This is a genomic window from Streptomyces sp. NPDC079020, assembly GCF_044542225.1.
GTDB lineage: Bacteria > Actinomycetota > Actinomycetes > Streptomycetales > Streptomycetaceae > Streptomyces.
Genome location: NZ_JBITUB010000024.1, coordinates 24,972 through 47,706, shown reverse-complemented (window position 1 = coordinate 47,706; position 22,735 = coordinate 24,972). Strand labels below are relative to the sequence as shown.

Annotated in this window: 19 protein-coding genes, 4 tRNA genes and 1 pseudogene; 10 read left to right on the top strand and 14 right to left on the bottom strand. The window is 70.8% G+C overall.

Annotated elements, in window-relative coordinates:
* The 5 genes from ACIGJO_RS32935 to ACIGJO_RS32915 form a co-directional block, all read right to left on the bottom strand.
* Positions 1-1,870 (bottom strand): DEAD/DEAH box helicase (locus ACIGJO_RS32935; RefSeq protein ID WP_399964550.1); only part of this gene is annotated, 1,870 nt, incomplete at its 3' end.
* Positions 1,871-2,079: 209 nt separating this feature from the next.
* Entirely contained in the window at positions 2,080-2,658 is a 579-nt protein-coding gene (locus ACIGJO_RS32930; RefSeq protein WP_399964548.1) for a hypothetical protein, read from the bottom strand.
* A 254-nt stretch (positions 2,659-2,912) separates the two neighbouring features.
* On the bottom strand, positions 2,913-3,287 hold the full coding sequence (locus tag ACIGJO_RS32925; RefSeq protein WP_399964546.1) for a fluoride efflux transporter FluC: 375 nt from the start codon (positions 3,285-3,287) through the stop codon (positions 2,913-2,915).
* Positions 3,284-3,775 (bottom strand): CrcB family protein, encoded by a 492-nt coding sequence (locus tag ACIGJO_RS32920; RefSeq protein ID WP_399964608.1) that lies wholly within the window; start codon positions 3,773-3,775, stop codon positions 3,284-3,286. The genes ACIGJO_RS32925 and ACIGJO_RS32920 overlap by 4 nt, the downstream gene beginning before the upstream one ends.
* A gap of 38 nt (positions 3,776-3,813) precedes the next feature.
* Positions 3,814-4,164, bottom strand: coding sequence for a metallopeptidase family protein (locus tag ACIGJO_RS32915; RefSeq protein ID WP_266932415.1), 351 nt, complete (start codon positions 4,162-4,164; stop codon positions 3,814-3,816).
* 111 nt (positions 4,165-4,275) lie between these two features.
* Here ACIGJO_RS32915 and ACIGJO_RS32910 point away from each other — a divergent pair, with 111 nt between their 5' ends.
* The 4 genes from ACIGJO_RS32910 to ACIGJO_RS32895 all read left to right on the top strand — a co-directional run bounded on the left by ACIGJO_RS32910 (position 4,276) and on the right by ACIGJO_RS32895 (position 6,237).
* Positions 4,276-5,871 (top strand): metallophosphoesterase, encoded by a 1,596-nt coding sequence (locus ACIGJO_RS32910; protein WP_399964544.1) that lies wholly within the window; start codon positions 4,276-4,278, stop codon positions 5,869-5,871.
* A gap of 81 nt (positions 5,872-5,952) precedes the next feature.
* A tRNA-Glu gene (locus ACIGJO_RS32905) sits at positions 5,953-6,025 on the top strand.
* Between the two features lie 38 nt (positions 6,026-6,063).
* Positions 6,064-6,138 (top strand) — tRNA-Asp (locus tag ACIGJO_RS32900).
* Between the two features lie 22 nt (positions 6,139-6,160).
* Positions 6,161-6,237, top strand: a tRNA-Phe gene (locus tag ACIGJO_RS32895).
* Positions 6,238-6,275: 38 nt separating this feature from the next.
* Here the strand turns inward: ACIGJO_RS32895 and ACIGJO_RS32890 are convergent.
* Genes ACIGJO_RS32890 through ACIGJO_RS32880 form a run of 3 tightly spaced genes read right to left on the bottom strand, consistent with a single transcriptional unit; the run spans position 6,276 to position 8,467 of the window.
* On the bottom strand, positions 6,276-7,136 hold the full coding sequence (locus tag ACIGJO_RS32890) for a cytochrome c biogenesis CcdA family protein (protein ID WP_399964542.1): 861 nt from the start codon (positions 7,134-7,136) through the stop codon (positions 6,276-6,278).
* On the bottom strand, positions 7,133-7,948 hold the full coding sequence (locus ACIGJO_RS32885; RefSeq protein WP_399964540.1) for a DsbA family protein: 816 nt from the start codon (positions 7,946-7,948) through the stop codon (positions 7,133-7,135). The genes ACIGJO_RS32890 and ACIGJO_RS32885 overlap by 4 nt, the downstream gene beginning before the upstream one ends.
* A 57-nt stretch (positions 7,949-8,005) precedes the next feature.
* Entirely contained in the window at positions 8,006-8,467 is a 462-nt protein-coding gene (locus tag ACIGJO_RS32880) for a hypothetical protein (RefSeq protein WP_399964538.1), read from the bottom strand.
* A gap of 160 nt (positions 8,468-8,627) precedes the next feature.
* Between ACIGJO_RS32880 and hrpA the strand changes: the two genes are divergently transcribed.
* From hrpA to ACIGJO_RS32865, 3 genes are all read left to right on the top strand, one after another.
* A complete protein-coding gene (gene hrpA, locus ACIGJO_RS32875; protein WP_399964536.1) occupies positions 8,628-12,560 on the top strand; it encodes an ATP-dependent RNA helicase HrpA in 3,933 nt (1,310 codons plus the stop codon).
* A 152-nt stretch (positions 12,561-12,712) separates the two neighbouring features.
* A tRNA-Asp gene (locus tag ACIGJO_RS32870) sits at positions 12,713-12,787 on the top strand.
* A gap of 138 nt (positions 12,788-12,925) precedes the next feature.
* The gene (locus ACIGJO_RS32865) at positions 12,926-13,183 is read left to right on the top strand and encodes a DUF6274 family protein (RefSeq protein WP_399964534.1); all 258 of its coding nucleotides are present in this window, start codon (positions 12,926-12,928) and stop codon (positions 13,181-13,183) included.
* A 546-nt stretch (positions 13,184-13,729) separates the two neighbouring features.
* On the opposite strand, the gene bldC is transcribed toward ACIGJO_RS32865, so the two are convergent.
* Positions 13,730-13,936 carry a developmental transcriptional regulator BldC gene (gene bldC / locus ACIGJO_RS32860; protein WP_003949541.1) on the bottom strand — a complete coding sequence of 69 codons (207 nt, stop codon included), beginning with the start codon at positions 13,934-13,936 and terminating at the stop codon, positions 13,730-13,732.
* Between the two features lie 658 nt (positions 13,937-14,594).
* Positions 14,595-15,485 (bottom strand): hypothetical protein, encoded by an 891-nt coding sequence (locus ACIGJO_RS32855; protein WP_399964532.1) that lies wholly within the window; start codon positions 15,483-15,485, stop codon positions 14,595-14,597.
* Between the two features lie 172 nt (positions 15,486-15,657).
* On the opposite strand from ACIGJO_RS32855, the gene ACIGJO_RS32850 reads away from it, so the two are divergent.
* Together ACIGJO_RS32850 and ACIGJO_RS32845 are read left to right on the top strand one after the other, a co-directional pair.
* Positions 15,658-16,740, top strand: coding sequence for a Leu/Phe/Val dehydrogenase (locus tag ACIGJO_RS32850; RefSeq protein ID WP_399964530.1), 1,083 nt, complete (start codon positions 15,658-15,660; stop codon positions 16,738-16,740).
* Between the two features lie 333 nt (positions 16,741-17,073).
* The gene (locus ACIGJO_RS32845; protein ID WP_030979949.1) at positions 17,074-17,331 is read left to right on the top strand and encodes a DUF3073 domain-containing protein; all 258 of its coding nucleotides are present in this window, start codon (positions 17,074-17,076) and stop codon (positions 17,329-17,331) included.
* 174 nt (positions 17,332-17,505) lie between these two features.
* On the opposite strand, the gene purM is transcribed toward ACIGJO_RS32845, so the two are convergent.
* Both purM and purF read right to left on the bottom strand, forming a co-directional pair.
* Positions 17,506-18,579, bottom strand: a complete 1,074-nt coding sequence (purM, locus tag ACIGJO_RS32840) for a phosphoribosylformylglycinamidine cyclo-ligase (protein ID WP_399964528.1) — start codon at positions 18,577-18,579, stop codon at positions 17,506-17,508.
* A 60-nt stretch (positions 18,580-18,639) separates the two neighbouring features.
* The gene (purF, locus tag ACIGJO_RS32835) at positions 18,640-20,166 is read right to left on the bottom strand and encodes an amidophosphoribosyltransferase (RefSeq protein ID WP_399964526.1); all 1,527 of its coding nucleotides are present in this window, start codon (positions 20,164-20,166) and stop codon (positions 18,640-18,642) included.
* A 353-nt stretch (positions 20,167-20,519) separates the two neighbouring features.
* Between purF and ACIGJO_RS32830 the strand changes: the two are divergent.
* A pseudogene (locus tag ACIGJO_RS32830) lies at positions 20,520-20,829 on the top strand (twin-arginine translocation pathway signal protein); the annotation flags it as partial.
* Between the two features lie 182 nt (positions 20,830-21,011).
* Here the strand turns inward: ACIGJO_RS32830 and ACIGJO_RS32825 are convergent.
* The gene (locus tag ACIGJO_RS32825; RefSeq protein WP_399964524.1) at positions 21,012-21,893 is read right to left on the bottom strand and encodes an META domain-containing protein; all 882 of its coding nucleotides are present in this window, start codon (positions 21,891-21,893) and stop codon (positions 21,012-21,014) included.
* 37 nt (positions 21,894-21,930) lie between these two features.
* On the bottom strand, positions 21,931-22,731 hold the full coding sequence (locus tag ACIGJO_RS32820) for a sterol carrier family protein (RefSeq protein WP_399964522.1): 801 nt from the start codon (positions 22,729-22,731) through the stop codon (positions 21,931-21,933).
* Positions 22,732-22,735 lie beyond the last annotated feature (4 nt).

The following is a 22,735-nucleotide window of genomic DNA, read 5'->3' as shown; positions in this document are numbered from 1 at the left end:
CACGACGGTCGCCGCCACCGGAGCGGAAGCCACCCCGGTCGCCACCGCGGTCGTTGCCACCGCGGTATCCACCGCGGTCGCCGCCGCGGTCGCCGCCGCGGTTGTCGCGGCGCTCGTAGTTGCCGCGCTCGTCACGGCGCTCCTCGCGCACAACGGGCTGCTCCGGCACGGACACGGCGGCCTCGATCGCGGCCTCCGCCTCGGCGGTGACCTCGGCCACCGCCGCCTCCGGGTCGTCGCCCCGCTCGCGTGCGGCGCGGGCGACCAGGCGGTCGGCCTCCTCGCGCAGCTCACCGGCACGGCGCTGGACGCGCTCCAGCTGCTTGGTCAGGTCGGCGACCTCGCGCTCGGCCTGCTTGGCGGCGTTGTTCGCGGAGTCGGCCTGGACCTCGGTCAGCGAACGGGCGCCGGTGATCTCGGCGACCTCCGGCTCGAAGACGCCCGCGCCCTGGACGATGTGGCGCGAGGCGTCGACGCCCGCGTCCTCCATCAGGCGGAAGATCTGGCGGCGCTGGTGCGGAAGCGCCAGCGAGACGACGACACCGGACTTGCCGGCGCGGGCGGTACGGCCCGAGCGGTGCAGGTAGTCCTTGTGGTCACCGGCCGGGTCCACGTTCAGGACCAGGTCGATGCCGTCGACGTGGATACCGCGGGCGGCGACGTCGGTGGCGACCAGGGCGTTGACGTAGCCCTTCTTGAAGTCTTCAAGAACGCGGGTACGGGCACCCTGCGTCATGCCGCCGTGCAGCGCGTCCGCCTTCACGCCGGAGTCGATGAGCTGCTCGGCGATGCGGTCGGCACCCAGCTGGGTACGGACGAAGATGATCGTGCGGCCCTTGCGGGCGGCGATGGCGGCCGTGACCGGCGCCTTGTCCTTCGGCTTCACGACGAGGACGTGGTGCGACATGGTCGAGACGTTGCCCTGGGCGCTGTCGACCTCGTGGCTCACCGGGTTGGTCAGGTAGCGCTTGACCAGGGTGCCGATCTCGTTCTCCATGGTGGCGGAGAAGAGCATGCGCTGGCCGCCGCCGGGGATCTGGTCGAGCAGCTCGGTGACCTCGGGCAGGAAGCCCAGGTCGGACATCTGGTCGGCCTCGTCGAGGACGGCGACCTGGACGTTCTCCAGGGAGCAGGCGCCCCGGTTGATGATGTCGCGCAGCCGGCCCGGGGTGGCGACGAGGACGTCGACACCGCGCTCCAGCGCGTAGATCTGGTTGCCCATCGACGTACCGCCGCAGACGACCTTCATCTTCAGGCCGAGCACATCGCCGTACGGCTGGAGCGCGTCCGCGACCTGCATCGCGAGCTCACGGGTCGGGGTGAGGATGACGGCGCGGGGCTTCTTCTTCTCGGTGAAGCCGCCGGCCAGCGCGGCCAGGGTCGGCAGACCGAAGGAGAGGGTCTTGCCGGAGCCCGTACGGCCACGGCCGAGGATGTCCTTTCCGGCCAGGGCGTCCGGGATGGTCGCCGCCTGGATCGGGAAGGGGGCGGTCACACCGTTCTGGGCGAGCTTGCGGACGATGCCGTCGGGCAGTCCGAGCGAGCCGAAGGTGACGGTCGGCTCGGCGTCGGCCTCGGCCTCGTCGCTGCCGGCCTGCACGTCGGAGACGTCGGCCTGCACGTCGGCCTCGGCCTCGTCGCTGCCGGCCTGCACGTCGGAGACGTCGGCCTGCACGTCGGAGACCTCGGAGACCTCGGCGGGCGCCTCGGCCTCGACGATGTCCACGACGGTGACGGCGACGGGGGTGTCGGCCTGAGCCGCCTGGGATGCCTGCGAAGCCTGGGCCACTACGGCCTCGGCGAGCTCTGCGAGCTCGGCGTTGTCGACGCTCTCGGGCATGACGGTGTGGTCAGAACTGGAAATTGACATGCGAAATGCGAAACCTTCCGGAGTCTCGGCACGCGCCCGTAACTCCGTGATTCGCAATTTCGACCGCCTCAATGCGGTCCAGCCACGGCAAGGGAGAGTACGCGCCACACGGCGCTCTTCTGTGTCGGCGCCGGGCAATGGGATCAAACGATCTACCACCATACGCACTCTCACCCACATTGCGCAAACCACCCCCTCTCCCCGCCGCCCTACACCGGCCCCACCTGCGGTGATGCCTCCGGGATCCGCAGCGACTCCAGGTGCACCGGTGCTCTCATCGCATCGGTCCGGAACTGTGCGACGGGCGAGGCCGAGGTGGGCGGCGGGGACGGTTCCGAGGGCTGCGGGGGCTCCGGATCGGGGTCGGTTCCGGGGCCGGGCTGCGAGGGTCCCGGCGGCTCCGGGGTGACCGGCGGCGGGGACTCCACGGACCCCGGTACGGAAGAGCTCGGCGTCGGCAGATGGCCGCCCCGGGTGGGCAGCGGGCTGCCGGGGGCCGGGCGCGGGCCCCGCGGGGCGCGCGAGGACGTCGCCCCCGAGGCGTCCGGGTCCGGCTCCCCCGGGGCCTCCCGGTCGGAGTGCGTGTGGGCGAGGCGTCCGCCGGAGCCGGCCCGGCCGGAGTCCGGCACCGCTCCACCGCCGGGCCCGGCCTCCCCGCCCTTCTCGTCGGCGGACCGCGAGGGACCCGGCCGCGCGGCGTCGTCGCCGACGCTCATACAGCCGGCGGACGCGGCGATCGTCAACGCGGTGACAGTTGCCCAGCGGACAGGAGCGGACACATGGCGCACGGGTGATACCTCCGGGGCGAGGAGACGGCGGAGTGGAACAGCCGCGCGGAACGGCCGGAAGCGACGGCCGGACGGAACGACGCGGTGGGACCGCGAGGACGCGCGACGACAGGGCCGTAAAAGGAGCGGCGCCGTGCCCAACTCCCCGACCCCCGCCGGAGACACGCCCGCGGCCTCACCCGCCCGGCCCGCGGCGCCTCCCGTCGCACCCCGGCCCCGCCCGCCGCGCCCCGGCGCACGCTCCCCACGTCCCGTCAGACGCCGAATCCGCCCGCCAGCCCGGCGCCCAGGAAAACCGCCCCCAGCCCCACCAGCAGGGACGCCACCACGTTCGCGGCCGCCAGAGAGGCCCGGCCGCCCTCGGCCAGCAGCAGCGTCTCGTACGAGAAGGTCGAGTACGTCGTGAGCGCCCCGCACAGCCCCGTACCCAGCAGGGCGTACGTATGTGCGGAGACCGCGGCCCCGGTCAGCACCCCCAGCAGCAGACTGCCCGCCGCGTTGGCGGTGAACGTCCCCCACGGGAACACGTACGGCAGCCCCTCGCCGTGGCGCGCCCGCACCGCACGGTCCGTCAGATAGCGCAACAGTGCCCCGACGGCACCGCCGATCACCACCAGCAGCCAGTTCATCCGCGCCGGCCGCCTTCGCGCAGCCCGCCCTCGCGCCGGCCCAGCAGCGCCCGGGTCGTCACGGCCGCGCCCCACACCGCGCCGAGCGCGCCCAGGACCGTCGCCGCCGCGTACGCCATGGCCCGCGGCGCCTCCTGGCGGACCAGAAGCCCCGACACACCGGCCGCGTACGTCGAGAAGGTCGTGAACCCGCCGAGCACCCCCACCCCGAGGAACGGCCGCACCAGCGGACCGGCGACCGCGCCCCGCTCGGAGACCAGCACCATCAGTACGCCGATCAGGGCGCAGCCGGTCACGTTGACGACGAGGACGGTCCACGGGAAGCCCCCGTCGGCGGCCGGCCAGAGCCGCAGAGCCGCGTACCGCGCCACGGCGCCCAGCGCCCCGCCCGCCGCGACCGCCCCGAGCACCCTCGCCTGCCCGGACGGACCGGCGCCAGCACCTCCGGAGCCTCGGCCATCACCAGCGCCACCGTCATCGCCGCTGATCGCACCGCCGCCGGGCCGCTGTCCGGAGCGGGGACCGCTCACCCGTAGCCCAGCGCGTGCAGCCGCTCGTCGTCGATGCCGAAGTGGTGGGCGATCTCGTGGACCACGGTGATCTCGGTCTCCGCGACGACGTCCTCGTGGGACTCGCACATCCGGAGCGTCGGACCCCGGTAGATGGTGATCCGGTCCGGCAGCACTCCGGCGTACCACTCACCGCGGTCCGTGAGCGGGGTGCCCTCGTACAGCCCGAGCAGCTCGGGGTCGCCGGGGTCCGGTTCGTCCTCGACGAACACCGCGACGTTGTCCATCAGCCGCGTCAGCTCCGGCGGAATCCGGTCAAGAGCCTGGCTCACCAGCTCTTCGAACTGCTCCCGCGTCATCTCCAGCACCCCGCCATTGTCACGTATGACGGACCCGAACGGGGGAGTCCGCCGGGGTGGGCCCGCCACCTGCGGCCGTGCCCCCGCATGGCGGGCGCCGTATCGGGGCATACGGGCCCAATGGCCCGCGACCCGTTCCGTGCCGCAGTCGCCCGCACCCGGCACCGCCCCCGAACCGAGCGCCACCCCCGCGCGTCCCTCCGCGCCTCTCTCCGCGGCGCCCTCCGCAGCCCCTTCCGCTCCCCCGGGAACCCCGCCGACCCCCTCGCCGGCGCCCCGAACCCGTACCTCCGCGCCCTGGGCCTGCTCGCCGTCGTCGTCCTGGGGGCCTGGCTGGGGCTCCTGATCGTCGGCAGCGTCCGCACCCCGGTCGGGCCCATGGACACGAACATGACCCTGCGCCCCTCCCTCACCGGCGGCAGCAGGATCAACGTGGCCCCGCTCGGCGCCCTGGAGCTGAACTCGCACGTCGCCCCGCTCCGGCTGGACGTCGACATCGACCGCCTCGACCCCGGGCGCTCCCAGGCCCTGGTGGACCACCCCGAACAGTTCTCCGGCCTCCAGGACCAGGTCACCGGGGACGTCGCCACCGGCACCCGTGAGCTGGCCGTGCGCTCCTGCGTGGCCGTCGTCTCCGGCGCCACCGCGCTCGGCCTCGCCGTCTACCGCCGCCCGCGCCGCGCCCTGGCCGCCGGAGGGTTCGCGCTGACGCTCCTGGCCGCGTCCGCCGTCAGCGCGTACGCCACCTGGAACCCGAAGTCCGTCCTGGAGCCGAAGTTCTCCGGACTGCTGTCCAGCGCCCCCTCGGTCGTCGGCGACGCCCGCTCGATCGTCACCGAATTCGATGTCTACCAGCGGGAACTGGCCCGGCTCGTCACCAATGTCACCAAGCTGTACGACGCCACGTCCACGCTCCCCGTCTACCGCCCGGACCCCGGCACCATCCGCGTCCTGCACGTCTCCGACATCCACCTCAACCCCGCGGCCTGGCACATCATCGGCTCCCTCGTCGAGCAGTACGAGATCGGCGTGATCATCGACTCCGGCGACACGATGGACCACGGCAGCGCCGCCGAGAACGGCTTCCTGGACCCGGTCCGCGACCTCGGCGCGCCCTACGTCTGGGTCCGCGGCAACCACGACTCCACGGTCACCCAGGACTATCTGAAGGGCTTCGAGAACGTGCGTGTCCTGGACGAGGGCAGCGCGGTGAGCGTCGCCGGGCTGCGGATCTCCGGCACCGGCGATCCGCAGTTCACCCCGGACCGCTCCCTCCCCGCCGAGGGCCGGGCCGCCGAACAGGCGGCGGGCTCCCGGCTCGCCGCGGCCAACCGCGCCCAGAACCGGGCCGGCACCCCGGTGGACATCACGGTCGCCCACGACCCGAACGCCGCCCGGCAGACCGACGGCACGGTCCCGCTGGTGCTCGCCGGGCATGTGCACCACCGGGTGAACGAACTCCTGAAGCTCGGTACGCGGCTGAAGGCCGAGGGCTCCACGGGCGGCGGCGGGCTGCGCGCGGTGCAGAACGAGAAGCCCGAGAAGGTGCGCGCCTCGGTGCTCTATCTGGACCGGGCCACCCGCCGGCTGCAGGCCTGGGACGAGATCACCCTGGGCGGTCTGGGCCTGACGACCGCCGAGGTCAGCCGCCATCTGCCGGAGGAGAACCTGAAGAAAGGGGGACCCTCGCCGACGCCCGTCGCGACCTCCCGGTAAACCGTTTTGGCGATAGCTCCCCGCATCCCATATGCTTCTCACGTCCCCGACGCGCTGCAAAGCGAACAGGTGGGCCAATTAGCCCTCATCGTCTAGTGGCCCAGGACGCCGCCCTTTCAAGGCGGTAGCACGGGTTCGAATCCCGTTGGGGGCACGCTTTACCGTGTGCGAGACTCGTCTCGCACATTGCTTGGTCCTGTGGAGCAGTTTGGAGTGCTCGCCACCCTGTCAAGGTGGAGGCCGCGGGTTCAAATCCCGTCAGGACCGCTGCAGCCCTTGTGCGCTGCGTGGCTGGGTAGCTCAGTTGGTACGAGCGATCGCCTGAAAAGCGATAGGTCGCCGGTTCGATCCCGGCCCCAGCCACCACCCGAAGGCCCCGTCCACCGGACGGGGCCTTCGCCGTGTCAGGCGCCTTCCTTCTGCTCCGGCGTACCGGTGGTGCCGCCGTCCCGCCGCCGCCAGGCACGTACGCCCAGCACCAGCAGCACCACGGCCACCACGGACCCCAGCAGCACACCATCGGGCACCCGCTCGCCGAGACGCTGCGCCCACTGCTCGACCGCGAACGAATCGTCCACGTCCAGCAGGCCGGGCAGCGCGGTCGTCCCGTCGTACGCGAGGAACAGCGCGCCGAGGCCGATGAAGAACAGCCCGGACAGCAGCGACGTGGTGTGCAGCTCGAAGCGGCCGAGCCGGAAGGTACGGCCGCGCAGCCAGGCGCGGCGGCCGAGGTCGAAGCGCTCCCAGAGCAGGGCCAGCACGAAGAGCGGTACGGCCATGCCCAGGGCGTAGACCGCGAGCAGCAGCCCCCCGTAGACCGGGCTGCCGCTGACGGCCGCCACGGTGAGGACGCTGCCGAGGATCGGACCCGCGCAGAATCCGGCCAGGCCGTAGACCGCGCCCAGGGCGTAGACCGAGAACGCGGTGGTGGGGCGGATCCGGCCGCTGAGGGCCGCGATCCGCCGCGAGGCGAAGCCCAGCCCGACGATCTGCGCGACGCCGAGCGCGATGATCAGCCAGCCCGCGCCCATGACGAGGGCGTCGCGGTGGCTGTAGAAGAGCCGTCCCGCGTACGAGCCGGCGGCGCCGAGCGGGACAAGGGTGGTGGCCAGACCGGCGTAGAAGATGCCGGTCCGGGCCAGCAGGCGCGAGGTGGAGTCGATGGAGTACGCGAAGAAGGCCGGGAGCAGCAGGGCGCTGCACGGGCTGACCAGTGCGAGCAGCCCGCCGAGGAAGGCCGCGAAGTAGCCGATGTCCGCCGTCACTTCGCGGAGTTCCCCGCGTTGCCGGTGCCGGCGCTCTTCGCCTGCTCGGCCGCGTCCTCGATGGCCTGGGTGAAGGTCTCCATCGGCTGGGCCCCGGCGATCGGGCGGCCGTTGATCAGGAAGGAGGGGGTGGAGGTGGCGCCGATGCCGTACCCCTGCTCCTGGTCCTTGCCGACCGCGGCGCGCGCCGCGGAGCCGTCCAGGTCGGTCATGAACCGGTCGATGTCCTTCACCCCGGCCTGCTGGGCGAGCGCCTTGAGCCGGTCCTTGCCGAAGCCCTTCTCCTTGGCTCCTTCGGCGTAGGCGGCCTGGTGGAACTGCCAGAAGCGGTCCTGCTGCCCGGCGGCCCAGGCGGCGCGGGCGGCGGCCTCGGACTCCTCACCGAAGATCGGGAAGTTGCGCCATTCGATGCGCAGGGTGCCGTTGTCGACGTACTTCTTGACCAGTTCGGGCTCGGTGTCGCGGGCGAACTTCCCGCAGTAGCCGCATTTGAAGTCGGCGTACTCGATGAGCACGACAGGGGCGTCCGCGCGGCCCTGGGCCAGCTTGTCGCCGGCGTCGCGGCGGGCCAGCTTCGCCAGCTCGGGGTAGACGCCCTCCGCCGGGTCGGTGGACACCTCGGCGGCCGGTGCCGAGGCGGAACCGGAGCCGGAACCGGAGCCCGGGTCGGGGGCGGTGGCGCGGTACGAGACGAAGCCGAGAAGCCCGGCGGCGATGACGACGACGGCGCCGTACATCAGCGGCTTCCTGGCCGACGAGGAAGAGCGCGGGGAGGAGGACGAGGTGGAGCGGGTGCGGTTGGGCGTGGGCATGCGGCACTCCGTGCTGATGATGCGGAAAAAAAGGGGCAGGGCGGGGCAGCGGGGCTGCTACACCCTCAGCACGGAGAGTTCGACGGGGGTGGGCGTGGCGGGCGCGGGGGCGCACAGCCGTATCCGTACGAGCGCGCGGGCCGGTTCCTGGCCGATGGCCGCGGGCAGGCCCCACTGGACGAGGCCGGGCGCCTGGTCGTTCAGCGCGCGGGCGCGGACCGGGGCGGCGGGTTCGGTGCCGTCGTGGTTCCGCTTCTTGCCGCAGCCCGGGATGCCGGGGCCGCCGCGGTCCTCACCGGCGAGGACGGCGGTGTCATCGGCGGCGGGGACCCCGGACAGGGCGGACAGGGCGGACACGGCATCGGAGGCGTCGGCACCGGACACCGCCGCCGCCCCCGCCGGGACCACCACCGCCGTGTCCCGGGCGACCACCGGGGCCGCCGTCGCCGCCGGTCCGCAGAACAGCCCCAGGACCACCGCGAGCACCGCCGTCAGGCAGCACCACTGCGTACGGGACACGGGGACGGCCTTCCTGGAGAATCCTGCGGGGCACGCGTTCAGTTGCCCGAAATGGTACGTGCCACGACCGCGTCCGCTCCCGCGGTCACCGGGAAGGTGACGCAGTCCGCGTGAAATGCGTTCGCCACTCCTCGGGCCAGGGTGAGATCCTGGGACCCGTATGTCTACTTCCTTTGCCGATCTCCAGTCCCAGCTCGGCCGGCTCTCGCTCCGTGACGCGCACCGGCTCGGCCGTCGCCTCGAAGGTGCCCGCCGGATCCGCAAGCCCGAGGCCCGACAGTCCGTGCTGGACGAGATCGCGGCCGAGTCGGGGAAGGCGGCCGAGCGGCTCGCCGGGCGCGCCGCGCGGATGCCCGCCCTGTCGTACCCGGAACAGCTTCCGGTCAGCCAGAAGAAGGACGAGATCCTGGAGGCGATACGCGACCACCAGGTCGTGATCGTCGCCGGGGAGACCGGTTCCGGGAAGACCACGCAGATCCCCAAGATCTGTATGGAACTGGGGCGCGGCGTCCGGGGCATGATCGGGCACACCCAGCCGCGCCGCATCGCGGCGCGCACGGTCGCGGAGCGGGTCGCCGAGGAGCTGGACACCCCGCTCGGCGAGACCGTCGGCTGGAAGGTCCGCTTCACCGACCAGGTGAACCCGGACTCGACGTTCGTGAAGCTGATGACGGACGGCATCCTGCTGGCCGAGATCCAGACGGACCGCGAGCTGCTCGCGTACGACACGATCATCATCGACGAGGCCCACGAGCGGTCGCTGAACATCGACTTCCTGCTCGGCTATCTGGCCCGGCTGCTGCCCAGGCGCCCGGATCTGAAGGTCGTCATCACCTCCGCGACCATCGACCCCGAGCGCTTCGCCCGGCACTTCGGCGAGGCGCCGGTCGTCGAGGTCAGCGGGCGTACGTATCCGGTCGAGGTGCGCTACCGCCCGCTCCTCGAAGAGGACAGCGCGGACCCCGACCGGGACCAGATCACCGCGATCTGCGACGCCGTCGACGAGCTCCACGGGGAAGGGCCCGGCGATGTCCTGGTCTTCCTCTCCGGCGAGCGGGAGATCCGCGACACGGCGGACGCGCTGAACAAGCGCAACCTCAGGCACACCGAGGTGCTCCCCCTGTACGCGCGCCTCTCGCACGCCGAGCAGCACCGCGTGTTCCAGCGCCACACCGGCCGCAGGATCGTGCTCGCGACGAACGTCGCCGAGACCTCGCTGACCGTTCCCGGCATCAAGTACGTGATCGACCCGGGCAACGCCCGTATCTCCCGCTACAGCCACCGCACCAAGGTCCAGCGGCTCCCGATCGAGCGGATCTCCCAGGCCAGCGCGAATCAGCGCAAGGGCCGCTGCGGCCGTACGTCGGACGGCATCTGCATCCGGCTGTACTCCGAGGACGACTTCGTGACCCGGCCGGAGTTCACGGACCCCGAGATCCTCCGGACGAATCTGGCCTCCGTCATCCTGCAGATGACCGCGGCGGGCCTCGGCGAGATCGAGAAGTTCCCCTTCATCGACCCGCCGGACCACCGCAACATCCGCGACGGCATCCAGCTGCTCCAGGAGCTCGGCGCGCTGGATCCCGCCGAGAAGGACGCGTCGAAGCGGCTCACACCGCTGGGACGCAAGCTCTCCCAGCTGCCGGTCGACCCGCGGCTGGCCCGCATGGTCATCGAGGCCGACCGCAACGGCTGTGCCCGTGAGGTCATGGTGATCGCCGCCGCGCTCTCCATCCAGGACCCGCGCGAGCGGCCCTCGGAGAAGCAGACGCAGGCCGATCAGCAGCACGCGCGGTTCAAGGACGAGACCTCCGACTTCCTGGCGTTCCTGAATCTGTGGCGCTACATCCGCGAGCAGCAGAAGGAGCGCGGCTCCTCCAGCTTCCGCCGGATGTGCAAGCAGGAGTATCTGAACTTCCTGCGCATCCGTGAGTGGCAGGACATCTACGCCCAGCTGCGTACGGTGGCCAAGCAGATGGGCATCACCGTCGAGGAGCCCAAGGCCGACGAGGGCGTCCCCGAGCAGGCGGTGCACACCTCGCTGCTGGCCGGGCTGCTGTCGCACATCGGGCTGAAGGACACCGAGAAGAACGAGTACCTGGGCGCGCGCAGCGCCAAGTTCGCGGTCTTCCCCGGTTCGGCGCTGTTCAAGAAGCAGCCGCGGTTCGTGATGTCCGCCGAGCTGGTCGAGACGTCCCGGCTCTGGGCGCGGGTCAACGCCCGGGTCGAGCCGGAGTGGATCGAGCCGGTCGCCCAGCATCTGCTGAAGCGGACCTACAGCGAGCCGCACTGGGAGAAGGACCAGGCGGCGGTGATGGCCTACGAGCGGGTCACGCTCTACGGGGTGCCGATCATCGCCCAGCGCAAGATCAATTTCGGCCGTATCGACCAGGAGGCCTCGCGCGACCTCTTCATCCGCAACGCCCTGGTCGAGGGCGACTGGCGCACGCACCACCAGTTCTTCCATGACAATCGCAAACTCCTCGGCGAGGTCGAGGAGTTGGAGCACCGCGCCCGGCGCCGCGACATCCTGGTGGACGACGAGACGCTGTTCGACTTCTACGACCAGCGGATTCCCGAGCACATCGTCTCGGGAGCACACTTCGACTCGTGGTGGAAGCACAAGCGCCGCGACGAGCCGGACGCCCTGGACTTCGAGCGCTCGATGCTCATCAACGAGAAGGCCGGGGCCGTCACCAAGGACGACTACCCGGACTCCTGGCGGCAGGGGAAGCTCAAATTCCGGGTGACCTACCAGTTCGAGCCCGGTGCGGACGCCGACGGTGTGACCGTCCATGTCCCGCTCCAGGTCCTCAACCAGGTGACCTCCGAGGGCTTCGACTGGCAGATCCCGGGGCTGCGCGCGGACGTGGTCACCGAGCTGATCCGCTCGCTGCCCAAGCCGATCCGCCGCCACTACGTCCCCGCACCGGACTACGCGGACAAGTTCCTGGACCGTGCCGTACCCCTCCAGGAGCCGCTGCCGGTCACGCTGGCCCGTGAGCTCCAGCGGATGGTCGGCGTCCCGGTCACGGCCGACGACTTCGACCTGTCCCGCGTCCCGGACCACTTGAAGATCACGTTCCGGATCGTCGACGAGCGGCGGCGCAAGGTCGCCGAGGACAAGGACCTGGAGGCGCTGAAGCTCCAGCTGCGCCCCAAGGCCCGTCAGGCGCTCTCCAAGGCCGCCGCGGCGACCGCGGGCCCCTCGGGCGAGTCCATCGAGCGCTCCGGCCTCACGGACTGGACGATCGGCACGCTCGACCGCGTCTTCGAGACCCGGCGGGCCGGCCAGCCGGTCAAGGCCTACCCGGCGCTGACCGACCAGGGCGACAGCGTCGCCGTACGGCTCTTCGACACCGAGGCCGAGCAGCAGCAGGCGATGTGGCGCGGTACCCGGAAGCTGATCCTGCTGAACATTCCGGTGAACCCCGCCAAGTTCGCCTCGGACCGGCTGACCAACCAGCAGAAGCTGGCCCTGTCCCGCAATCCGCACGGCTCCGTCCAGGCGCTCTTCGAGGACTGCGCGACCGCCGCCGCCGACCGGCTGATCGCCGCCCACGGCGGTCCGGCCTGGGACGAGCAGTCGTTCCGGAAGCTGTTCGACAAGGTGCGCGCCGACCTCGTGGACCTGACGGTCCGCACCATCGACCAGGTGCAGCAGATCCTGGCGGCCTGGCAGGCCTGTGAGCGCCGTCTGAAGTCCACCAACAGCCTGACGCTGGTCAACAACGTCACGGATGTACGGGACCAGCTGGCCCGGCTCATGCCGCCCGGCTTCGTCACCGCGACCGGGCTGCGCAGGCTGCCCGACCTCATGCGTTACCTGGTCGCCGCGGACCGTCGGCTCCAGCAGATGCCGACGGCCGTCCAGCGCGACACCACACGCATGGCGAAGGTCCACGAGATGGCGGACGAGTACGCCTGGCTGCTCGAACAGCTGCCGCGGGGCCGGCCCGTTCCGCAGGAGGTGCTGGACATCCGCTGGATGATCGAGGAACTGCGGGTCAGCTACTTCGCGCACGCGCTGGGCACGGCCTACCCGGTCTCGGACAAGCGGATCGTGAAGGCGATCGACGCGGCGGCCCCGTGACCGGGGGCGCGCTCCGGGCCGGGCCGCGGGCCCGGCTCCGGGCCGCCCCGGTGGCGTAACGGAGTCACCACCAGGAGTGAAGTCGACCTGGACCTCCCACCTCCTGTACAGTCTGGTTTCGCAGCCAGCCGCGAGGCAGGCAGCAAAAACCTGGTCCTGTGGAGCAGTTTGGAGTGCTCGCCACCCTGTCAAGGTGGAGGCCGCGGGTTCAAATCCCGTCAGGACCGCAGTAGACGAAGGCCCGGATCCCCTGGATCCGGGCCTTCGTTCGTCTTGACGGCGGCATCTGCCACGGGTACCCCGTAGAGCAGGGCCGCTCCTGTTTCCCCGGCGAGGAGCGGCGGGCCCACCGGGAGGTGGCTCGTATGTCCGCGCCCACAGCACGGCACGAGACCCGCGCACTGCTGCGGGCCCATCTGGCCGCCGCCTCCGACTTCCGCCACCTCACCCGGCACTGTCCGGTCTGCCACCGCCTGCTGCGGCTCGCCATGGAGCCCCCAGAGGCCTCCGAGGCCCCTCGCACGCCCCCGGAGGCTCCAGAGCCCCCCGAGGCCCTGGAGAGCCGGGAGAGACCCGCCGGAGCGCCGGAGGTGACCGAGGACGAAAGTCCTGCCCCGACATGACCATCGGCCGGACGGTTTCGCCTCCCGGCGGTGGCAGGCTCGCAGTTGGCAAGCTCCATGCAGTGTGACGGGAGTCACGGCAGCAGTTTTCAGAAGGGGTGACTTTACGCCCTTCCTACAACTGGCGAATTTAATATGTGCAATTGTACTTACGCGCCAGTACTACCGGACCGTTCCGTCCGGAGCTGTCCCCGAGCGTCCGGGACGCTCACCCACACTCCCCCGCAGACCCGCACACAGCCAGTCGAACCGAACCGACCGCGCGGTTCTGCACCGGGCCCGTCAGGCCCGTCAGGGCCGTCAGGACCCCCCGGGGCCGGCCCCCGCCCCGGGCATGAGCACGGGCGCAAGCGCGGGTGTGAGCGCGGACACAAAAAAGATCGCGCTGGACCCGGCGGAGTCCAGCGCGATCAAAACGACGTAGCCCTCTGACGAAGGCATGACGCCCGTTGGGGCGGGCGTCCGTCGTGTGGAGCTATGGGTGGGCGCCTGAGGTTTGGGGGACCTGGCGGCAGCCCGGTTGTGGTGCGGCGTGACAGGGGTATGTCAGGCCTCGCTGCGCTGCTGCGGAATACCCGCAAGCAGTGCGCGGACCTCTGCCTCGCGGTACCGGCGATGCCCACCGAGCGTGCGGATGGACGTGAGCTTGCCAGCCTTGGCCCAACGGGTGACCGTCTTCGGGTCCACGCGGAACATCGTGGCAACCTCAGCCGGGGTCAGCAGCGGCTCGGCATCAGGGGTGCGAGCGGTCATGAGCGGCCTCCTCGGGAGAACCGAACATTCTCGGTTCTTTCCTCTAAATTCTGCACCTTGACCCGCGTTGCCCGAAATGGCGGACGCGGGCCGAGTCGGTTATAGGACGAACGGCTTGTCCTCGGCACTACAACTACACCATCCGTCCAGCCGCTTCGGCCAAACCGATGGAATTGCCCTCCCAGGTGTTCATCAGCGACGGAAGCCGATGGACCATGCCATAGCGGACAGTCACGCCACCGTGACGATCAGTCACAGAGCGATCAGGAGTCACCAGACCCCCCATAGCGTGCAATGCTGAGCATTCCGCCCTTAGTTGGACGGATGGAGCCCTCCCCGGACTCCTTGTCCTATTTTGGCACGAGGAGTAGGGATGGGCGCAAGGGCCCCGTTAGTGCTATCCGTCACGCTTGAGGTAAAGGCCCGGTTCGGGACGTAGGTCCCGGACCGTAACGAGTAGTCTTCCGCCTCGGCCATCCCACGTGACACACGGGACGCAGGTTCACACCCCGTCAGTTCCCATGGAAACCCGGCTGTTCCTCCCGGCATCCCACCTCAGCGCCGCTTCAGCGCCTCGCTACCTCCTCCCGGCCGGATTCGCCCCGAAGGGAGGATGCCCCGGTTCACTCAGGTTGATTCCGCTGTGCGCCTTTTCACGTCAATTGGTGAACTGGCGGTCCCGTACCGTCCGCCAGCGCTCCGCCAGCCGGGCGTACGCCTCGCTCGCCCCGTCGTTGTCGCCGTCCCGCAGCGCGGCCAGCCCCTCGGACACGTCCGCGGCCGACCGGTCCGCCGCGAGATGCTCCGCCGGCAGCGCGTGCACCAGGCCGCCGTAGTCGAGCTCGACGAGCGCGCGCGGATGGAACTCCTCCAGCCAGCGCCCCACGTCCACCAGCCCCTCGGCCAGCGGTCCGCCGTCGACGCTCTCGCGCAGTGTCCTCAGCGCCCGCGCCAGCCTGCGCCGGGCGTGCACCATCGGGGTCCGGTAGCGCAGCACGGGCGGCCCGCCGTCGCCGTCGTCGCCGCCCGCCCCGCCGTCCTCCCCGTTCCCGTCCTCGGCCGCGTACGCCCGGTACTCCCGCTCCTCGTCGGCGAAGAGCACGAACCAGCGCACCGGAACGTGCCACACCGTGGTCCGGATCCATGGGCGCGCATCCGGATTCCGCTTCTGCCAGCGCTCGTGATCCGCACTCTGCTGCCCCCGGACCACCGGCGGCAGCAGCGCGTCGAGCACAGTGGCCGGAAACAGTCCCCCCAGTTCCTCCAGCGCCAGCCAGCCGCGCAGCCGTGTACGCCACGGACAGACGCACACCACCCCGTCCAGCTCCGCCACGAACGCGTCGCCGCTCTCGTGAACGGGCACCCCGACCGGAGGGGTGGGCACCAAGTCGGCCAGCGAACGGCGCAGTTCGTCCTGGTACGTCGGCAGGTAGGAGCGCTGTGCGTAACGGGCCCAGTGGCTTCGTTCGGGCTCCGGGAACGCGGCGAGCGGCTCGTACACCCGGAGGTAGGACGTGTAAGGGACGAACACTGAAGACACCACCGACATACAGCGAATCGTGTCACGCCCGTACTCCCCCCCGGGGGTGATCCTCCACACCGGCAGCGGTCTACGAGTCCGTAGGACTTACGCTCTTGCCCGTACCGGCCGTGCCGGCCGGTACAGGGCCCTCCCCACCTGCAGGAGGGCTTCCGCCGCTTCGTACTTGGGAGTCACCACAGTGACCGATGTAACCGACGGCGTCCTGCACACCCTGTTCCACTCGGATCAGGGGGGTCACGAGCAAGTCGTGATCTGCCAGGACCGTGCCACCAGCCTCAAGGCCGTCATCGCCATCCACTCCACCGCCCTGGGCCCGGCCCTCGGCGGCACCCGCTTCTATCCCTACGCCTCCGAGGAAGCGGCCGTCGCCGACGCGCTGAACCTCTCGCGCGGGATGTCGTACAAGAACGCCATGGCCGGACTCGACCACGGTGGCGGCAAGGCCGTCATCATCGGCGATCCGGAGCAGATCAAGTCGGACGAACTCCTCCTGGCCTACGGCCGTTTCGTGGCCTCGCTCGGCGGGCGCTACGTCACCGCCTGCGACGTCGGCACCTATGTCGCCGACATGGACGTCGTCGCCCGGGAGTGCCGCTGGACCACCGGCCGTTCCCCCGAGAACGGCGGCGCCGGCGACTCCTCCGTCCTCACCGCGTTCGGCGTCTTCCAGGGCATGCGGGCCTCGGCCCAGCACCTGTGGGGCGACCCGACGCTGCGCGGCCGCAAGGTCGGCGTCACGGGTGTCGGCAAGGTGGGCCACTACCTCGTCGAGCACCTGCTCCAGGACGGGGCGGAGGTCATCATCACGGATGTCCGTGAGGAGTCCGTACGCCGGATCACCGACCTCCACCCCGAGGTCGCCGTCGCGGCGGACACCGACGCGCTGATCCGTACCGAGGGCCTCGACATCTACGCCCCGTGCGCGCTCGGCGGTGCTCTCAACGACGACACCGTCCCGGTGCTCACCGCGAAGGTGGTGTGCGGCGCGGCCAACAACCAGCTCGCCCACCCGGGCGTCGAGAAGGACCTGGCCGACCGCTCGATCCTGTACGCCCCCGACTACGTGGTCAACGCCGGTGGCGTGATCCAGGTCGCCGACGAGCTGCACGGCTTCGACTTCGACCGGTGCAAGGCGAAGGCGTCGAAGATCTTCGACACCACGCTGGCCATATTCGCACGTGCGAAGGTCGATGGAATTCCGCCGGCCGCGGCGGCCGACCGCATCGCCGAGCAGAGGATGGCCGAAGCCCGCCGTCACTGACCGGTCACGGGCCGTTCAGAAGCCCGTCACACGGGCATGCGGGTCCTCACACGGACCGGGCAGGGCAGAGCCGCCGACCGGCGAGACAAGACTCACGCCGGTCGGCGGGTCGCCCGCCGAGAAGAGGTTAAAATCGCAGTTGACCAGGGAGGACAGGGCTCCTCGCTGACCCTGCACCGGGGCGCATGACACGGGCGGCGTACCGTATGGCCACGGAAGCAGGTACCGTTAAAGCTCTACGGGCGCGGTCTCTCAACTGAGAGTCCGTCCCGAAACATGAACGCGTGTCAAGACTCTGGGGCCGTCGAGCCCCGTCACCGAGGGGGTCGAGCCATGGGGCGCGGCCGGGCAAAGGCCAAGCAGACAAAGGTCGCCCGCCAGCTGAAGTACAGCAGCGGCGGGACAGACCTGTCGCGTCTGGCCAATGAGCTGGGCGCATCGCCTTCGAGTCAGCCACCGAACGCTGAGCCGTTCGAGGACGATGACGAGGAAGATGACCCGTACGCACAGTACGCGGATCTGTACAACGACGACGATGACGAGGACGAGGACGACCAGTCCGGTCCGTCGTCACAGCGCCGCGGCGCTTGACCTCGCGCTGACACAACAACCCGGTCCGGGCCTGTCCCGGACCGGGTTCTGTGCTGTCCCGGTCCGGGAACGGAGCGTGAACACCCGGCCGCCGGACGGAGCGGGTGATCACTCCCGTCCGGCGTTCGGGGGCAGTCCCCGCCCTGGGGCGGAGCCTGCCGGGAGCACCGGGCCCTAGCTCGCGTAGCTGCCGGTCAGCTCGGCGCCCGTGGTGTGCGCGCCGCGGTCGGTGATCTCACCGGCGACCCAGGACTCGACCCCGCGGTCGGCCAGCGTCGTCAGTGCGGCGTCCACCGAATCGGCGGGCACGACCGCGATCATGCCGACGCCCATGTTGAGCGTCTTCTCCAGCTCCAGCTGCTCGACCCGGCCGGTCCGGCCGACGACCTCGAAGACCGCGCCCGGCGTCCAGGTGGAACGGTCCACCGTGGCGTGCAGGCCGTCCGGGATGACCCGGGCCAGGTTGTTGGCCAGGCCACCGCCGGTGACATGGCTGAAGCCGTGCACCTCGGTCGTACGGGTGAGGGCCAGGCAGTCCAGCGAGTAGATCCTGGTGGGCTCCAGGAGCTCCTCGCCGAGCGTGCGGCCGAACTCCTCGACCTGGCGGTCCAGCGCCCAGCCGGCCCGGTCGAAGACGACGTGGCGGACCAGCGAATACCCGTTGGAGTGAAGACCGGAGGACGCCATCGCGATGACCGCGTCACCCTTACGGATACGGTCCGGGCCGAGCAGACGGTCGGCCTCGACCACGCCCGTACCGGCGCCGGCGACATCGAAGTCGTCGGGGCCCAGCAGGCCCGGGTGCTCGGCGGTCTCGCCGCCGACGAGCGCGCAGCCCGCCAGGACACAGCCTTCGGCGATGCCCTTCACGATGGCCGCGACACGCTCGGGATGCACCTTGCCGACACAGATGTAGTCGGTCATGAAGAGCGGCTCCGCACCGCAGACGACGAGGTCGTCGACGACCATCCCGACGAGGTCGTGGCCGATGGTGTCGTACACGCCCATCCGGCGCGCCAGGTCGACCTTCGTACCGACGCCGTCGGTGGCGGAGGCGAGGAGCGGGCGCTCGTAGCGCTTGAGCGCCGAGGCGTCGAAGAGGCCGGCGAAACCGCCCAGGCCGCCGAGGCCCGCGACCTCGGCGCGCTGCGTCTTCTTCACCCACTCCTTCATCAGCTCGACGGCGCGGTCACCGGCTTCGATGTCGACGCCCGCTGCCGCGTAGGAAGCACCTGTTGTCTCAGACATTGCCTGGGATCTTTCGTGTGGAGATACGGGGCTGGGGGGAAGGCCGCCGGCCGGTCCGGGTCACGGACGGCGCAGCGCGTCGGCCGCGGCGGTCGCCGCGGGGCCGGCCGCCAGCTCGGTCTCCAGCAGCTGCTTGCCGAGCAGCTCCGGGTCCGGCAGCTCCATCGGGTACTCACCGTCGAAGCAGGCGCGGCACAGGTTCGGCTTGGCGATCGTGGTCGCCTCGACCATCGCGTCGAGCGAGATGTACGAGAGGGAGTCGGCACCCATCGAGGTGGCGATCTCGTCGACCGACATGCCGTTGGCGATGAGCTCGGCGCGGGTCGCGAAGTCGATGCCGAAGAAGCAGGGCCACTTCACCGGCGGCGAGGAGATCCGGATGTGGATCTCGGCGGCACCGGCCTCGCGGAGCATCCGGACCAGGGCGCGCTGGGTGTTGCCGCGGACGATCGAGTCGTCGACGACCACCAGGCGCTTGCCCTTGATGACTTCCTTGAGCGGGTTCAGCTTGAGGCGGATGCCCAGCTGGCGGATGGTCTGGGACGGCTGGATGAAGGTCCGGCCGACGTAGGCGTTCTTGACCAGTCCGGCGCCGAACGGGATGCCGCTGGCTTCCGCGTAGCCGATGGCCGCAGGTGTGCCGGATTCCGGCGTCGCTATGACCAGGTCCGCCTCGACGGGGGCCTCGGCGGCCAGCTTCCGGCCCATCTCGACCCGGGAGAGGTAGACGTTCCGCCCGGCGATGTCGGTGTCGGGGCGGGCCAGGTAGACGTACTCGAAGACACAGCCCTTGGGCTTCGCTTCCGCGAAGCGGGAGGTGCGCAGGCCGTTCTCGTCGATGGCGACGAGCTCACCCGGCTCGATCTCGCGTACGAAGCTGGCGCCGCAGATGTCGAGGGCGGCGGACTCGGAGGCCACCACCCAGCCACGCTCCAGACGGCCGAGGACCAGCGGGCGGATGCCCTGCGGGTCACGGGCCGCGTACAGCGTGTGCTCGTCCATGAAGACGAGCGAGAAGGCGCCCCGGACCTGGGGAAGCACCTTCGCTGCGGCTTCCTCGACGGTGAGCGGCTTGTCGTCGTCATCGGTCTGGCCGGCGAGCAGCGCGGTCACCAGGTCGGTGTCGTTGGTCGCGGCGACCTGGGTGGCGCGGCCGTCCTTGCGGGGAAGGTCGGCGACCATCTCGGCGAGCTGGGCCGTATTGACCAGGTTGCCGTTGTGGCCCAGGGCGATCGAGCCGTGCGCGGTGGCACGGAACGTCGGCTGCGCGTTCTCCCACACCGAGGCACCGGTGGTGGAGTAGCGGGCATGACCGACCGCGATATGGCCCTGGAGAGATCCCAGAGACGTTTCGTCGAAGACCTGCGAGACCAGTCCCATGTCCTTGAAGACCAGGATCTGGGACCCGTTGCTCACTGCGATGCCCGCGGACTCCTGTCCACGGTGCTGCAGGGCATACAGTCCGAAATAGGTGAGCTTGGCGACCTCTTCACCCGGAGCCCAGACACCGAAGACGCCACAAGCGTCCTGGGGGCCTTTCTCTCCGGGGAGCAGGTCGTGGTTGAGTCGTCCATCACCACGGGGCACAACACCGAGTGTAGGCGAGGTCGACCACTGGTCCGAATTCGGGACCGGTCCGAGAAGAGCCGCTGGAGCACCGGGAACACCCCGAGGGGCGGTCGGGGGCAGGCGTTTCGGGGGGCTTCGCGCGATCACGCGGAGTGATCATCGAGCGGTGTCCGGAAAGCGCCGCGAGGCCCCGGGCAGGGGCGTCACCCCGAAAAAAAGCCGGTTACCGGCCAGTTCCGGCCATCGGCCGCGGCCGGAGGGAGTGCGCCCGGCCGTGGCGCTGGGTGAACCGTCACCGACGGCGTACCGACCACCGGTCGAACGCTCGTTTCGTGGTGAGCCTCACACGTGGGGTGGGGGTGCGGTGCGGATTCAGCCTCTGCACCGGGCGCTGCCCGGGACGCACGAAGGGCGGTACGGCCGAGCCCATCGCGGACCGGTCGGTGGGCCTCGAACCCAGGCACCCGACGCTCGCCTCGCTGCCGCGCGGCAGCGACAGCGGCTACGCCACGGCGCTGATCGGCACGTGGCACTGCGGCTACCTGCCGGACCACGGCCCGACCAGGTCGGGCCGTGGCGAGTTCTTCGGGAACTTCGGCGGTGCGCCGGAGTTACTGCTCCAAGCTCGGCGGCTACGGCTGGTACGACCTGTTCGAGGGCGACGCCGAGTACAAGGAGGTCAGCGACCTGCCGGTGTTCTCGCCCGACTGGACGGCGACGCTGCTGGAGCTGGGCGGAGCACGGCCCGGCCCCGCGGGCCTGCTGCCGTACCCGACGGGTTCCTGAGGAGTCCGCCGTACCCGCCCCCGCCGGTCCTCGGCCCCGGCTCTTCGTCCCCGCCCCTCATCCCCGGCTCTTCCGCGTCATCCCTGGCTCTTCCCCGGCTCCGGCGCCGCGGCCGAGGCGCCGAGTCCCTTGCCTCCGGCGGCGGTGAGGGACAGGGCCTGGTCCTCGATCGTGTACGTCGTTCCCCCGGTCAGGACCGCGAGGACGGATCGCTCCACCTCCATGGCCTGTCCCTCGCACATCCTGCGGGTCGAGGCGAGCGGACCGAAGGTGATCGCCGATCCCTTCACGGCCGCCTTGCCGTGGAAGGTGTTGCAGCCGAGGCTGCCCTCCACCGTGCCGTCCTTGCCGAAGGTGAGGTGCGGCGCCCTGCCGGCCGGCAGATCGGCGGGCAGGGCGGTGGTGGTCCGGCCGCTGACCAGGCTGGTCACCGTCCACTTGGTGCCGGTGAGCGGGGCCGCCGGCCGTGATGTGAGGCTGATGGAATCGCCCTTCGCCGTGGTGAGGGTCAGGCGCTTGCCGTTCACGGCCGCGGTGAGCTTGCCGCTGAACGCGCCGGACATGGCCTTCTCGAACTGCTGGACGTCCTCCTCGCACCCCATCTCGGTGGTGGTGCCCGGTCCCACGGTGACCGCGTCGCCGTCGATGCCGACGTCGGCGGTGAAGTGGTTGCAGCCCAGATTGCCGGTGGCCCTGCCCTTCGGGTCGATCTCGACGTGCGCCCCCGGCGGGGCCTTCGTCCTCTCACCCCCCACGGTCAGGGAATCGACGCTCCACCGGACCCCGGTGACGGGCAGATCCGTCCGTACGGTGCCGCTTCCGTCGCCGGAACCGGAACCGGAGCCGGAGCCGCCCGAACCGGAGCCGGAACCGTTGCCCGATCCGGGGGCGGCCTGCGTACCGCAGGCCGCGAGGGCGAAGAGAGCCAGAACGCTGACTGCCATACGTTGTGTGCGCATGGCCATGGGACGGAACGAGTGGCCGATCCGGTTCCCCTCAGCCCATCAGCGGCAGCAGCGGCCCGAGATCCGCCCGCTCACCACTGGCGCTGACGCGGGCCTCGTCCAGTGCCTCCGCCCACCCGACCCGGCCGGTGGCGAGCCGGATCCAGGTGAGCGGCGCGCTCTCCACGACATTGGGCGGCGTACCGCGCGTGTGCTTGGGGCCGCCGATGCACTGGACGACCGCGAAGGGCGGGACGCGCACCTCGACCGAGCCGCCGGGCGCCTTGTCCGCGAGGGCGTCGGCGAGCAGCCGGGTGCAGGCCGCGAGAGCCTGCCGGTCGTACGGGATGTCGAGCCCGGCCGCCTCGTTCAAGTCGTCGGTGTGCACGACCAGTTCGACAGTGCGGGTGACCAGGAAGTCCCCGAGGCGCATGGTCCCGAGCCGGGTCGGCAGCAGCCGGTCCCCCGTGTCGGCCGGCACCGCCGCCGCGAACCGCTCGGCCGTCTCCGCGTACAGCGCGTCGAGGTCGGGGCGGTCCACGGCGAGCGCCATGGTGTCGTCGGCGATCCGTCCGGCCGCCCCGGTGGTGGAGAACGGCCACTGGAGGAGTGCGAGCTCCGGCCTGGGGCCGGACGGCTCGGGCAGTTCCAGGCCCCTGGTGACGCGGGCGAGCGCCATCGCGATATGCGCGGCGAGATCCCGCACCTTCCAGTCCCCGAGCCGGGTCGGCAGGACGAGCTGTTCGGGCGTCAACGTGGCCACGGCTTCCCGGACATGGGTGAACTGGGCGAGGACAGCGGTGCGCGTCCTGGCGTGGTCGTAGCTGCGCAAACGCTTCTTGGCCGGTGGCATACCG